At 36.9% G+C, this 13,035-nt stretch carries 17 protein-coding genes; 12 read left to right on the forward strand and 5 right to left on the reverse strand.

What is annotated here, in order from left to right; genetic code table 11:
- Positions 1–10 precede the first annotated feature (10 nt).
- The 12 genes from IWB64_RS03530 to IWB64_RS03585 all read left to right on the forward strand — a co-directional run bounded on the left by IWB64_RS03530 (position 11) and on the right by IWB64_RS03585 (position 8,463).
- On the forward strand, positions 11–202 hold the full coding sequence (locus IWB64_RS03530; protein ID WP_194532696.1) for a CcoQ/FixQ family Cbb3-type cytochrome c oxidase assembly chaperone: 192 nt from the start codon (positions 11–13) through the stop codon (positions 200–202).
- Complete coding sequence (locus IWB64_RS03535) at positions 199–1,152, forward strand: cbb3-type cytochrome c oxidase N-terminal domain-containing protein (protein ID WP_194532697.1); 954 nt, start codon at positions 199–201, stop codon at positions 1,150–1,152. Before IWB64_RS03530 ends, IWB64_RS03535 begins: the two co-directional genes overlap by 4 nt.
- 46 nt (positions 1,153–1,198) lie before the next feature.
- Positions 1,199–2,617, forward strand: a complete 1,419-nt coding sequence (gene ccoG, locus IWB64_RS03540) for a cytochrome c oxidase accessory protein CcoG (RefSeq protein WP_194532698.1) — start codon at positions 1,199–1,201, stop codon at positions 2,615–2,617.
- A 17-nt stretch (positions 2,618–2,634) separates the two neighbouring features.
- Positions 2,635–3,081: a FixH family protein gene (locus tag IWB64_RS03545; protein ID WP_194532699.1), complete on the forward strand. Its 447-nt coding sequence runs from the start codon at positions 2,635–2,637 to the stop codon at positions 3,079–3,081.
- A gap of 7 nt (positions 3,082–3,088) precedes the next feature.
- On the forward strand, positions 3,089–3,793 hold the full coding sequence (locus IWB64_RS03550) for a sulfite exporter TauE/SafE family protein (RefSeq protein WP_194532700.1): 705 nt from the start codon (positions 3,089–3,091) through the stop codon (positions 3,791–3,793).
- Positions 3,794–3,820: 27 nt separating this feature from the next.
- On the forward strand, positions 3,821–4,309 hold the full coding sequence (locus tag IWB64_RS03555; RefSeq protein WP_194532701.1) for a GTP-binding protein: 489 nt from the start codon (positions 3,821–3,823) through the stop codon (positions 4,307–4,309).
- Positions 4,310–4,375: 66 nt separating this feature from the next.
- Positions 4,376–5,830 carry a vanadium-dependent haloperoxidase gene (locus tag IWB64_RS03560; protein WP_194532702.1) on the forward strand — a complete coding sequence of 485 codons (1,455 nt, stop codon included), beginning with the start codon at positions 4,376–4,378 and terminating at the stop codon, positions 5,828–5,830.
- A gap of 163 nt (positions 5,831–5,993) precedes the next feature.
- Positions 5,994–6,389 (forward strand): group III truncated hemoglobin, encoded by a 396-nt coding sequence (locus tag IWB64_RS03565; RefSeq protein ID WP_194532703.1) that lies wholly within the window; start codon positions 5,994–5,996, stop codon positions 6,387–6,389.
- A gap of 79 nt (positions 6,390–6,468) precedes the next feature.
- Positions 6,469–6,903 carry an RrF2 family transcriptional regulator gene (locus IWB64_RS03570; protein ID WP_194532704.1) on the forward strand — a complete coding sequence of 145 codons (435 nt, stop codon included), beginning with the start codon at positions 6,469–6,471 and terminating at the stop codon, positions 6,901–6,903.
- Positions 6,904–6,969: 66 nt separating this feature from the next.
- The gene (gene ric / locus IWB64_RS03575; protein WP_194532705.1) at positions 6,970–7,704 is read left to right on the forward strand and encodes an iron-sulfur cluster repair di-iron protein; all 735 of its coding nucleotides are present in this window, start codon (positions 6,970–6,972) and stop codon (positions 7,702–7,704) included.
- Positions 7,705–7,756: 52 nt separating this feature from the next.
- A complete protein-coding gene (locus IWB64_RS03580; protein ID WP_226975798.1) occupies positions 7,757–8,104 on the forward strand; it encodes a hypothetical protein in 348 nt (115 codons plus the stop codon).
- A gap of 32 nt (positions 8,105–8,136) precedes the next feature.
- Positions 8,137–8,463: a 2Fe-2S iron-sulfur cluster-binding family protein gene (locus tag IWB64_RS03585; RefSeq protein WP_194532706.1), complete on the forward strand. Its 327-nt coding sequence runs from the start codon at positions 8,137–8,139 to the stop codon at positions 8,461–8,463.
- Between the two features lie 5 nt (positions 8,464–8,468).
- Here IWB64_RS03585 and IWB64_RS03590 read toward each other — a convergent pair whose 3' ends face one another.
- The 5 genes from IWB64_RS03590 to IWB64_RS03610 form a co-directional block, all read right to left on the reverse strand.
- On the reverse strand, positions 8,469–9,680 hold the full coding sequence (locus tag IWB64_RS03590; RefSeq protein ID WP_194532707.1) for a hypothetical protein: 1,212 nt from the start codon (positions 9,678–9,680) through the stop codon (positions 8,469–8,471).
- Positions 9,681–9,707: 27 nt separating this feature from the next.
- On the reverse strand, positions 9,708–10,490 hold the full coding sequence (locus tag IWB64_RS03595) for an ABC transporter permease (RefSeq protein WP_194532708.1): 783 nt from the start codon (positions 10,488–10,490) through the stop codon (positions 9,708–9,710).
- On the reverse strand, positions 10,483–11,193 hold the full coding sequence (locus tag IWB64_RS03600; RefSeq protein WP_194532709.1) for an ABC transporter ATP-binding protein: 711 nt from the start codon (positions 11,191–11,193) through the stop codon (positions 10,483–10,485). Before IWB64_RS03600 ends, IWB64_RS03595 begins: the two co-directional genes overlap by 8 nt.
- Positions 11,190–12,428 (reverse strand): nitrous oxide reductase family maturation protein NosD, encoded by a 1,239-nt coding sequence (locus IWB64_RS03605; protein WP_226975799.1) that lies wholly within the window; start codon positions 12,426–12,428, stop codon positions 11,190–11,192. The genes IWB64_RS03600 and IWB64_RS03605 overlap by 4 nt, the downstream gene beginning before the upstream one ends.
- Before the next feature lie 150 nt (positions 12,429–12,578).
- Complete coding sequence (locus IWB64_RS03610; RefSeq protein ID WP_194532711.1) at positions 12,579–13,031, reverse strand: pyridoxamine 5'-phosphate oxidase family protein; 453 nt, start codon at positions 13,029–13,031, stop codon at positions 12,579–12,581.
- Positions 13,032–13,035: the final 4 nt, after the last annotated feature.

The raw sequence follows: 13,035 nt of genomic DNA on the forward strand, positions 1-13,035 counted from the left end.
ACTAAAGATCATGTTCAAATTTGTAAAAGGTTACATGGAAACTATTGATGGCGTAGCAACCTACCCCATGATATCACTACTTATCTTCTTTGTGTTTTTCATATTGTTATTCTGGTGGGTTATTACTGCCTCAAAAACATACATAAAAGAAGTGAGCGAATTACCTTTTGAAGACGATAACCAACAAAACCTAGAACTATGAAAAACACATCAACTTGGTGGTTTAAAATACCACTTGTTTTCTTTTTAATATTCGGCTTAACGGAGTTTGTTGTTGATTCGGGAGATTTACCTGCGTTTATAAAATTCCCAATGGTGCAAGTATTTCTTGTATTCGTTCTATTCTTGCTTATTGTCATTGCGATAATTACAAGAGCTATAGAAAATGTAATGTACCAAACTCTTTCAAAAGAAGCGCAAGAACGGTATCTAACGGCAAAGAGTGAATCGTTCCATTGGAAATGGGGAGAGGAAGTCTACAAAAAGATGCTTGGTTCTAAGCCTATGGAAAAAGAGGGCGAGATTATTCTTGACCATGACTATGACGGTATTCGCGAGCTAGACAATAATCTACCACCATGGTGGGTATATTTATTCTATGCCTCTATTGTGTTCGCCGTGGTTTACCTAGTGCGTTTTGAGATATATAATGACTATAACCAAGACCAAGAATATGAGCAAGAAGTGGCTGCCGCTCAATTAGAGATTGAGGAGTACAAAAAGACCGCCAAAGGTCTTGTTGATGCCAATACGGTAGAACTACTTACAGATGCGGGAGACCTTAAAGCCGGCCAGACCATTTTTGAAAGTAACTGTGTTGCCTGTCATATGGCAGATGGTGGTGGTGGTATTGGACCTAATCTTACGGACCAAAACTGGATTTTAGGCGGAGGCATCAAAAATGTTTTCCATACTATTTCAGAAGGTGGTCGTGATGGTAAAGGTATGATTGCCTGGAAACAGAGTTTGAAGCCTGCAGAAATTGCTCAGGTTGCTAGTTATGTCTTGAGTTTTCAAGGTACTACACCAGCCAATCCAAAAGCTCCGGACGGTGACCTTTGGGTAGACCCAGACGCACCTGCTCAGGCAGTTCCTGCAATAGAATCTAGTACCGAACAAGAAGTAGATTCCACATCGGTTACTATGAACTAAATAAAACGGGACATGTTTGCCCTGTTAGCTGATAAAGCATAATGAAATGGCACAAGATCAAGAAAATTTTAGGGATTCTATAGGCACCATTAAGGAAGATGGAAAACGGGCATGGGTATACCCAAAAAAGCCTAGCGGTAAACTTTATGAGTACCGCAAATACGTAAGTTATTTTCTTCTTACCTTCTTGATCGCGTCTCCTTTTATAAAGATCAACGGCAACCAATTTTTGATGTTCAATGTCTTAGAAAGACGTTTTAACATCTTTGGTTTTCCGTTTTACCCGCAAGATTTTCACCTTTTCGTTATTTCAATGATTATTGGGGTGGTCTTTATTGCTCTTTTTACTGTTGCCTTTGGACGTATTTTCTGCGGATGGATGTGTCCTCAAACCATTTTCTTGGAAATGGTTTTTAGAAGAATAGAATACTGGATAGATGGTGACCGTGGCGCTCAAATGCGACTGGATAGACAAGCTTGGGATGCTGAAAAGATTCGTAAACGAGTCCTGAAATGGATAATCTTTTTTATCATATCGTTTATTATAGCCAATGTTTTCTTGGCTTATTTGATTGGCAGCGACCGCTTGATTCAATATGTTACGGATGGTCCTAGCCAACACTTAAGCACCATGTTATCGCTACTGATATTTACGGGAGTGTTTTACTTTATATTCGCTTGGTTTAGAGAACAGGTGTGTATCATTGCTTGTCCTTACGGACGTATGCAAGGTGTGCTGTTAGACAATCAATCTATTATTGTTGCTTATGACCATGTAAGAGGTGAAGCCGAAAATGGAAGAAAAAAATGGCGTAAAAATGAAGACCGAGAGGCATTAGGCAATGGCGATTGTATTGACTGTAACCAATGTGTAAACGTTTGTCCTACGGGAATAGACATTAGAAACGGAACGCAGTTAGAATGTGTAAACTGTACTGCTTGTATAGATGAATGTGATTCCATCATGGAAAAAGTGGATCTTCCAAAAGGATTGATTCGCTATGCCAGTGAAGATGAGATTACAAAGAAAGAGAAGTTTAAATTTACTCCTCGTTTAAAAGGATATACTGCGGTATTGGTAATTTTGACCGGTGTACTTGTAGGTATGATGTTCTTGAGAAATGACCTTGAAGCCAATATTTTGAGGTTACCAGGCCAACTTTACGAGCATAAAGAAGGTAACATTATTAGTAATGTCTTCACTTACAAACTGTTGAACAAAACCACTAAGCCTGTAGAGAACGTTCATTTTGAATTGATATCCCCTAAAGGAGAAATTAAACTGGTGCGAACGGATAATTTTGATGTACAACCAGAAGCTTTGGCAGAAGGAACCTTGTTTATAGAAATCAATGCTTCGGCCTTGAGCGGAGACAAGAACACCTTAAAAATTGGTGTTTACAGTGATGACAAATTAATAGAGACCACCACGGCGCGCTTTTTGGCACCGCGTAGTTATAAATAGTATTTAAGTAAGAAATCATGAAAATAAATTGGGGTGCAGGTATTGTAATTGCTTTTGGAATTTTCATCAGTTTTATACTGTTCTTCGTGATACGAATGACTACAAGCCATGATGCCAATCATGATTTGGTTACTGAAGAGTATTACAAGGCAGAACTTGGCTATCAAAAAGAAATAGATGCGGAGCAAAATGCCATTAACTCCAATGAAAAAGTAGAATTAAAAAAAACACCTGAAGGATTGCTAGTTATCTTTCCTGAAGGATATGCAGACACAAATGTATCAGGCATTGTATCCCTATACAGACCGTCCAATAAGCACTTGGATTTTGACTTACCTATAAGTCTATCCGATTCACATTTGCTCATACCTGACAAACGCTTGTTGGATGGTCGTTGGGATATTAAAATAACTTGGAAACACCAAGGGAAGGATTTCCAACACAGAGAAAGTATAACTCTTTAAAAAGACCATGATTCTATCTGCCGTCATATTAGGCTTAATGGGAAGCTTGCACTGCGTTGGTATGTGCGGCCCTATTGCCTTTATGCTTCCGGTAGACCATTCTAACAACGTCAAAAAATTTGGCCAGATATTTATTTATCATTTGGGCCGGTTAATGGCCTATGGTATCATCGGACTCATTTTTGGCTTTCTAGGAAAAGGATTATCCATTTTTGGTGCACAGCAAAAACTCTCCATAGCTATTGGAGTTTTGATGATTCTAGTTGTACTAATTCCATATAAAACTTTCAGTAAATACAACCTGTCAAAACCCATTTATAAAGTCATCTCTAAAGTTAAGAACCAACTAGGCAAAGAATTAAAGAAAAAGTCTCCGGATACCTTTTTAACTATTGGTTTCCTAAACGGATTTCTACCTTGCGGTTTAGTTTATATGGCACTTTTTGGAGCAGTTGCCATGGGCAATGCTTTACAAGGTAGCCTGTATATGATGTTATTTGGTTTAGGAACTGTGCCTTTAATGACGGTTGCTATTTATTTTAGTAACTTATTAAAAGGTGGTATACGTCAAAAAGTACAGAAAGCCATTCCTGTTTTTGTGGTGATAATTGGTCTACTTTTTATCCTTAGAGGTCTTGGATTGGGTATCCCCTACGTATCACCAGCACCTGTTACACAAATAGCTTCAAGCGCTATAGATTGCCATAATTAACGGCTGCGGCCACCAAACAATTTTCTTATGAAACCGTTACCTAACGAAATTGTACTTCGCCCAAGGTTTCAATTGGATGTTGCCGGAACCAGTGACCATATTCTTCAAAAGTTTGAGACTGCCGGTTACCCTCCTTTTTTGGTAAAAAGACTAGATGAACATGTCTTTCTTAAATTCGACGTTAAGAACAACCATTTCTGGTCGCCTCAACTCCACTTGCAGATAGATAAATTAGATGCTTCCAACTGCCGTGTACATGGTATATTTGGGCCTAACCCTACCCTATGGACCTTCTTTATGTTTATCCATTTTGCGGTAGCATGCTTATTCATCATCATAGGAATTTGGGCGTATTCAAGCGCATCTTTAAACAAGCCCTACCACTTACAACTAGGGTTAATGGCTATGATAGTAGTGGTATGGTTTGTACTTTATTTTTTTGGACGAAGCGGTAAAAGAAAAGGGAAACCACAAATGGAAGAATTATATGGATTTATGATGAAAGTTCTTACGTAAGAAATTTTAAAATTTTTAATGTCTTTCCTATATTTGAAAGTTACCAACAATCTAATAACCAATTACATGAAACGTATTATAGTACTAACCCTTATGATGGGGTTATTATCTTGCGGCGCATCCTATGCCCAGGAAAAACAAGAAGAACCAAGAGGAATTGACAATGTTGCCTACAAGTGGGGAAAAATGGCGTTGGATGCCACAGCATCGGACACCGAGCAATTTAAGCCTAGACCCACAATAACCTCACGTTACCTTGGCCTAATTTTTATTTCAATTTTTGATGCATGGTCTGTTTATGATGAGACTGCTATACCAGTTTATTTAAAAGGTGTAGACCGTAAGCCTGCCAGTGAACAGAATCTTAAAAACAAAGAAATTGCCATCAGCTATGCTGCTTTTGGTGCGATGAAGGAATACTACTATTCCGATACTGAAATGTTCAGAAAATTTATGACGGACTTAGGTCTGGACCCGGACAATGCATCAACAGACCCGAATACGCCAGAAGGTGTGGGCAACCTAGCTGCTATGGCTACCATAGAAGCTAGAAAAAACGATGGCAGCAATCAATATGGTGAGGTTGAAGGTTCTAATGGAGAAGCTTATTTTGATTATACCAACTACAGTCCGGTAAACTCCGCAGATGAAAATACGGACATCAACAGGTGGCAACCAAAATATTTTTCTGATGGTAAAGGTGGCCAATATGCTCCCGGTTGTCTTACCCCTTACTGGCAAAAAGTAGCACCTATTACATTAACCGCGGCAGACCAATTTAGACCAGGGCCACCACCGTTGGTAGGTTCAGAGCAATTAAAAAAAGAAGTTCAAGAGGTAGTTGATTTGCAGGCTAACCTTTCCGGTGAAGAAATAGCTTTGGTAGAATTCATGCGAGACGGACCACAATCTGTACAGCAAGCTGGCCACTGGTTAAAGTTCGCACAAGACGTTTCACGTAGAGACAACCATACGTTAGATGAAGATGTAAAAATGTATTTCTTAACGGAAATAACTGCCATGGATGCTTTTATTGCTTCATGGGATTCTAAGATGTTCTATGATTACGCACGTCCTTATGCGCTGGTTCACGAATACTACAAAGACAAAACTATAAAGGCCTGGGGCGGACCTGGAAAAGGTATTATTAAAATGAAAGGCCAAGAATGGCGTCCTTACTCCCCAGATATTTTTCTATGCCCTCCATTCCCAAGTTACACTTCTGGACACAGCACCATTAGCGGGGCTTGTGCAGAGGCGCTGCGCCTTTTTACAGGTGAGGAGTACTTTGGCGAATCCATAGAACTTATACCAGGTTCACTTACAGAGTTTGATACCATTCATTTTGGAAAACCGGTAACTATAAACTTTCCTACTTTTACTGAAACCGCAAATATGGCGGGTATGTCTAGGGTAATGGGCGGTTACCACATACAAGCCGATAATATAGCAGGTCTGCAATTAGGTAGAGATGTGGCTTCCCAAGCTTGGCAATTTTACAACGACCATTTAGGAAAATAGAAAATTAAAATGTATTGCAAAAGTGGAAAGAAAATCTAGCATAATTCTCTTTCCACTTTTTTATACCTATAGTTTGTTAAACATGATATTGTTCATATTCTAAAGCTCCTCTATTGCAGATATTTGCATCTAAAAGTAATGTCAATAGTGTATTTTTGATACGATGGGAAAAAAAGAAATTGAAACTCGAGATGACGTACAGCTACTTGTTGAAACTTTCTATGGAAAAATAAGAGAGGATAAAATTCTTGGTCCTATTTTTAATGGAATTATTACCGACTGGGAAGTACATCTTAAATTATTAACCGATTTTTGGGAGACCCAACTTTTTCTGAAACGAAAATATCAAGGCAACCCAGTAACGGCCCATCAAGAAGTAGAAGACAAAACCAACGGAACAATAACCTCCGAGCATTTTGGTCTTTGGCTTAATCATTGGTTTGCAACCATAGACGAACTTTTTGAAGGTGATAAAGCTTGGATTACCAAAAACAGGGCACAAAAAATGAGTACGATGCTATTTATGCAGATGTTTCAACATAGAAGTAGAACTTCATAATACAAATAGAAAAATTTAACTCGGATATATTTGTCCTATTAAAGAAAGGATATATCTTTGTAACGTAAAACAAAACTGAATGTTTTCAAAAGCATGTGAATACGGAATAAGAGCATCAACCTACATAGCATTAAAATCGCTTGAAGGTACTCGGGTGAGTTTAAAAGAAATTGCTGAGAAGATAGATTCTCCCGTTGCTTTTACCGCTAAAGTTTTGCAACAGTTATCTAAAAATCATATTGTAGAATCCGTAAAAGGTGCCTCTGGCGGCTTTCAGATTTCAAAAGTTAACATGAATGAGATAAAGCTTGCCCAAATAGTATTTGCCATAGACGGCAACAACGTCTATGAGGGTTGTGGACTTGGTTTAAAAAAATGTAATGCTAATGAACCCTGCCCTGTTCACGATAAATTTGTCCAAATACGGAGCGATTTGAAAACCATGTTAGAAAATACTAGTCTTTATGATATGACCATTGGTTTAGAAGAAGGGCTTACAGCTTTAAGAAGGTAAAAAAATTTGAATATAAATAGGACAATTTTATCCTATTTAATGAAGTAATTATAAAAAAAAGAAATTATGACACAAACAGTAGGCGAAATTGTAGCTAAAGATTACCGAACCGCACAAGTTTTTAAAAACCATAAAATTGACTTTTGTTGCCGAGGAAACCGATCACTTGAAGAGGTTGCTCTTAAGAATAATTTAAATGTTGATGTACTTTCTGCAGAACTAAAAGCAGTAACAGAACAAAATAGTGAAGATAACATTGATTTTAAATCTTGGCCATTGGACTTGCTTGTTGATTACATTGAAAAAAAACACCATAGATACGTTGAAAAGCAAAGTACGGTATTGAAACAATACCTTGATAAACTATGCCGTGTACATGGTGAAAAACATCCTGAACTTTTTGAAATCAAAGAACTTTTTAATGCATCTGCCGGCGAACTGGCCTCGCACATGAAAAAAGAAGAATTGATACTCTTCCCTTTTGTTAGAAAGATGGTTGAAGCAAAACAATCAGGACAGGATTTGAGTATTCCTGGTTTTGGCTCTGTAGCAAACCCAATTAGTACTATGATGGATGAGCATGATAACGAAGGGGTTCGTTTTAGAACCATTGCAAAACTGAGCAATGATTATACACCACCTGCTGACGCCTGTTCTACTTACAAGGTTACGTACGCGTTATTACAAGAATTTGAAGACGACTTGCACCGTCATATTCACTTAGAGAACAATATTCTCTTTACCAAGGCCAGTGCGTTAGAAAAAGAATTCACCGCAGTGGCAAAGAGCATGATTTCGTAGAGATCAGGTTAGCTTATAAAAGTTTAATTACAAATTTCTAAAATTGATTATCATGAGAACATCATCATCATTACCCATAAGTTATTCTGAAAAACAACAGAGAAGTACTGGTATAGCCAAAATATACAACAATCTACTTGGTGAATTTATAAGACAACAGACCGGTTATTCCACTATTGCTATTATCGCACAAAGCTGTATAGGTTCTGCTGCTGCAATGGTGTTATTGATGAGTAACTTACATGACTTGTCAAAAATGGTATTGCTCTTTTTTGTAACCATCTTATGTATGGGATACAATGCTGCAGTACTTGCACAACTGAAATCTAAAACCACCTTTAATATGCTATTAGTAAGTTTGCTATTTAGTTGTTCTATTATTATTGCGAACCTTCTTTAGCATTCATCCATTATAAAACCTCAACTATACCTGTGGAGAACCTAAGCCTTACTTACATTGACGAGTATGGCGAAAAATGCCATGCTAACTTTGTGACGAATCAATACCATAGCCTTATGGAGCTACTGTTCGATAAGTACATGCAAGATTGGGGCGATTGTCAAGGCAGAGCCTGGTGCGCGACCTGCCATATAAAAATCCATAGCGAATGTAGTTTGGATAAAATGGATATAACAGAAAGGAATACGCTTTCTACTATTCTTAATGCTGATAAAACAAGCCGTTTGGCTTGTCAAATTCCCCTAAATTCAAATTTAAACGGTGTTGTTTTTAGTATACTAAAAGACGATGCCGTTTAAATTTTTTAAGACTGAGACACATTCTTCTCTCTAGATAGTAACAGTCCTAAAAGTGCCAATAACACTAATAAACTTGCCACCGCCAAAATAAGATAGTAAGCAGAAAATAATGTGGTTGATTGCCATGCTACAATTGCCTTATAAAAAATTAAGGCTTCCGTAAGTGCAAAACCTAGTATATATAGTGAGAAGGATTTCTTGCCAAGCTGTAGTAACTTAAAGTAGTCCAGGAACAGGAATAGGCTCATAGTCACCACTCCCAAAAACGTCCAGTGTAAATAGCCAATGGTAAAATCTAAATAGGTCACGGCTAAATCTGCAAAATAAGGCATTGCGCTAAGTGTTTGCAATATCATTTTAAAACCCCACAACACACCTATTGTCTTCAATATATTCTGATGAAACGTTGAAAATAATCTCTCTAATTTTAACTTAACATCTAATAAAAATATCCATAAAACATAAAACGCATACAACTGCAAAACGGCCCCTACTCCACCAAATACATAGTAAACTACGGATGGATGCGAAAATAACGTAGACAGAAAAAAAGAAAAGATAATCCCAAGGTTCAATCCCCAAAATAACCTTTTAAAATTACTTTGCGTCCAAACAATCTGCTGCTTCTCCAAAATATATAGAAATACAGCTAAGAGTGCCATTATCATCCATCCGTTGTAGAAGAAATGGAGATAGAAATAAATAGCCAAACGATACCAAATAGAGTCTCCACCAAGGGTATTCATTATTGCTCCTAATGCCCACGGGCCAACACTTGAAATCAGCAAATATACTATAGCAGCTTTGGCACACTGCAATGATTGAGTCATCTTATACTCAACAGGGACGTTCTTAAAAAAGAACCAAGAGAACCAATAGGATGCGATTAGGAACAGAGTGGAAAAAATAATTGAAAACACAGCATACCCTTGAAATGGAAAAGTCAACAACATACCAATTAAAGTAAGCTGCGTGAACCAAAATATGTTATTGTATTTCTTATGAACCTCCGACTTGCTTAAATAAAGTTTGTACAGCAAACTAGTGAGAGCTAAGTACACCCAACCCAATAAGGCTATATGTGAATGGGCATGAACAATATACTTGTAGGTTATAGGAATGTCCAGTACCCTAAAAAACCGCAGTACACAACCTAAAAGAGCTGCCAAGACAAAATACACCAAAGCTATTTTCGTATGCTTTTTAAGATTTATCATTTGTCTTGCCATTTCATTGGCCCTAAATTAAAAATCTTTTTTCTTGGATACGTATACCAATCGCCAAATAGGTAGAACAGTCCATAAAATAAGCATCAGCATAGAAACAAATAGACCTTGGTCCGTTCCAAAGAACTTTTTGAATACAGCACCAGTATAACCCAAAAGAGCAGAAATATCCAACTTTAAAAGAATTAAGGTCCGTGACAAATCTATAGGATTAAACATGGTAGCGCTAAGGGAAAAAGCATCTAAAGGATACTCCTTAAAAATAATTAGAGACATCAGAAACAATCCATCATAAATAACCGCCATAAACAACCACAACAATACTGCATACCCAAAACCTTTAATCTTGTTTTCATTGGACAGCGCAATATTAAAAGCCAGTACGGTAAAGATTAATGTTAGAAAAGCACCTGTAACCAAGAGTAATGAAAAGTCAAAAATAGCATCACTTTTAAGTAGACCATAGAGTACAAAAGGAATACCAAGACCTAACACTAGACTCAAGGTTAAAGAACCCGCTACACCCAAATATTGACCTAAGAATATTGAAGAACGTTTAATAGGTTGCGCCAATAAAAGTTCCGTAAACTCTTTTGAGTTGTAGAAATACATTATTCCAAAAATAGTACTGATCAAGGGTACTAGAATAATTATAACATTCATGAGAGTTATAATGGCCTTTGAAACATCATTGTTCAAAAACAATAATACAAAACCTAACAAGAGGTAAAATAGAAAGTATACGTAGCTCCAGCGGCTACGGATTAGGTCGTAAAAACTATATTTTAGTATCTTAAGCATGAGTGGGTGCTGTTGCTATGGCCGCAATGGCGTGTTCTAAATCCGTTTGTCCTGTCTTGGTTTTCAGTTCTTCTATACTGCCCTTAAAGTAAATGTTACCTTCTAGCAAATAAACGATTACATCAGAAATTTCGGCAACGAACTGCATTATGTGAGATGTGATCAACACCGTTTTTTTTAGGTCTCTTTGTTCCCGTATAAGATTTTTTAAATGAATTAAAGATGCTGGATCAAGACCTGTTGTAGGTTCATCTAAAATTAGTAGTGGACTATCGAACATGAAGGCCAAAACGATGTTCACCTTTTGTTTGGTACCTCCTGAAAGGGTAGAAAGTTTCTTATCTAAAAAAGGTTCTAGTTTAAAAAGCTCAATCAATCTTTCTTCGTCACTAGGGCTTTGCCTAAGGTCCTTTATCATCCGTATAAGCTCGTAAACCTTTAAGTTTCCGGGAAAGTTAGCTATCTGAGGTAGGTAGTCTATTTCTTTACGGTACTTCCAATTCTTTTTAATGGGTTCTCCCATCACAGAAATACTTCCCTTATCCGGCACAACCATACCCAAAATACTCTTGATCAAGGTAGTTTTTCCAGAACCATTAGGTCCTAAGATGGCAAAAACACCACCTTTCTCTATGGTTAGGTTCAAGCCCGAGAGTACTTCGTTCTTTCCGAATTTCTTTTGCAAGCCTTCTATTTGAATCATTGTACTTTGGTCATTAGGGGATTAATATCCAATAAATTGTCTGGTGTAAATACGGGAGATACTTTTTCGGAAAAATCAATGATATCCATAAAAAGACTTCGCAGTAAAACAATAGCCTCCGGTGTTTTGTTTACGATATAGGAAAACAATTTTACAGGGCGGTAAGGCACATCGCCAATACCGTTCTTATCTAAATCATACCCAGTATAATCACTCCAGTAATTACCATCAAACACATTATCGTTCAACTTACTGTCATACGATATATCAAAACTGTTGTAAAGGAAATTATTACCCGTAAAAGAATTGGCGTAACAAGCCCCAAGGACTTTAATGCCCCACCCGTTATTTATAAAGTTGTTCCCTTTATAATTAATTCGGTTAGAACCTTCTATATGAATACCAATGGTATTTTCCTCAAACGTATTATTACTTATTTCAGCATCATTAATCTCTTTTAACAAAACACCAAATGAAGCTGTACCCCAATTTTTCCTAAAAGTATTCCCCTTCATTATAATCCCTTTAGAAAACATAACTGCAACTCCGGCGCCGTTATTCTCAAAAAGGTTGTTTGAGTAAACATCATCATCAGAAAACATAAAATGGAGACCGTATCTTAAATTACCCGTGCTTTTGTTATTGTCTATTATAATGTTATCCGAGAACTCCAAGTAAATACCATCTCTAGCTCCTTGAACAATATTATTGCTTACCTCAACATGGTGAGAATACCAAAGTTGAATTCCATTTCCGGAATTATACTCGTCTTTGGCATCACCTATAATTTTATTATGATATACTTTTCCGTAGTTTGATTTTTCCAGATAAATACCGAAAAACAATTTTTCCAAGACTACATTCTGAATTAGAAAATTTTCGCTTTTTACTACTCGGATTGCAGCATAATCTGTGGTATAGCTAGTACCCACATTTATGATAAAAAAGCCATCTATCGTTACATCATCGGATACAACTCGTATGATTTCACCTTTCTTTTCTCCATCTATTATTGGGTAACCTTCTCCAATTAAGGTTAGTGGTTTATCAACAAGAATATTGTATTCCTTATAGGTGCCTTTTTTTACTATAAGTGTATCAAAATCTATAGCCCTTTCAATTCCCTCAGAAATAGATTTTACTTCGCAACTCTCACAGACAACAATAGGTTTTGCCCATAGATGCGCTGTAACAAAAAGTAAAAAAGTAAAATTTAATAAGCTTTGGTATCGCATCATCTTAATTTGAGAAATTTAGAATTCTCGTTTGTTCTTTTCCTAAATCTGTTTCTCCACAACAAAACCGCCAAGGGTTTCTCTTGGATAAATGCGGCTTGTCTTGCACCGCTTTTCAAAAATATTCTTTGATTTAAAACCCTAGGTTATTCAGTCTCTATACTTCCCTATGATATCAGAAATGTGAATACGATAAACAATAGGACTTGCTTCCTTTTCCATTTTACTGGAAAAATCTTTTATAAATTCAAGCCTCTTCCCTTTCGTTCTAAAAATGGTTTCCTTAACTCCTTTTGTAAAAGTATGCAGGCATTTTTTTGCTGTACTACCCTTTAGTTCTTCAAAAGTGCCATTAATCAATACGGAACGCCATGTAAACATAGAAACTATGTCCTCTACTTGTAAGGAAACATGCTTATATGTTCTCATAGATAGTATTTTATGACCTGGAGCAGAATAACTGATTATACTTTTATTCTCTGCATCAAAGAAGTATGTTACCGGCACAATAAATGGGCTTCTGCCCCCTATATATGCTAAATGACCCACATAATTGTCACTTAAAAGCGACATACATTCCGAAATTTCCAAGTCTTTTACCATAGTT

Source organism: Zobellia nedashkovskayae, assembly GCF_015330125.1.
GTDB lineage: Bacteria > Bacteroidota > Bacteroidia > Flavobacteriales > Flavobacteriaceae > Zobellia > Zobellia nedashkovskayae.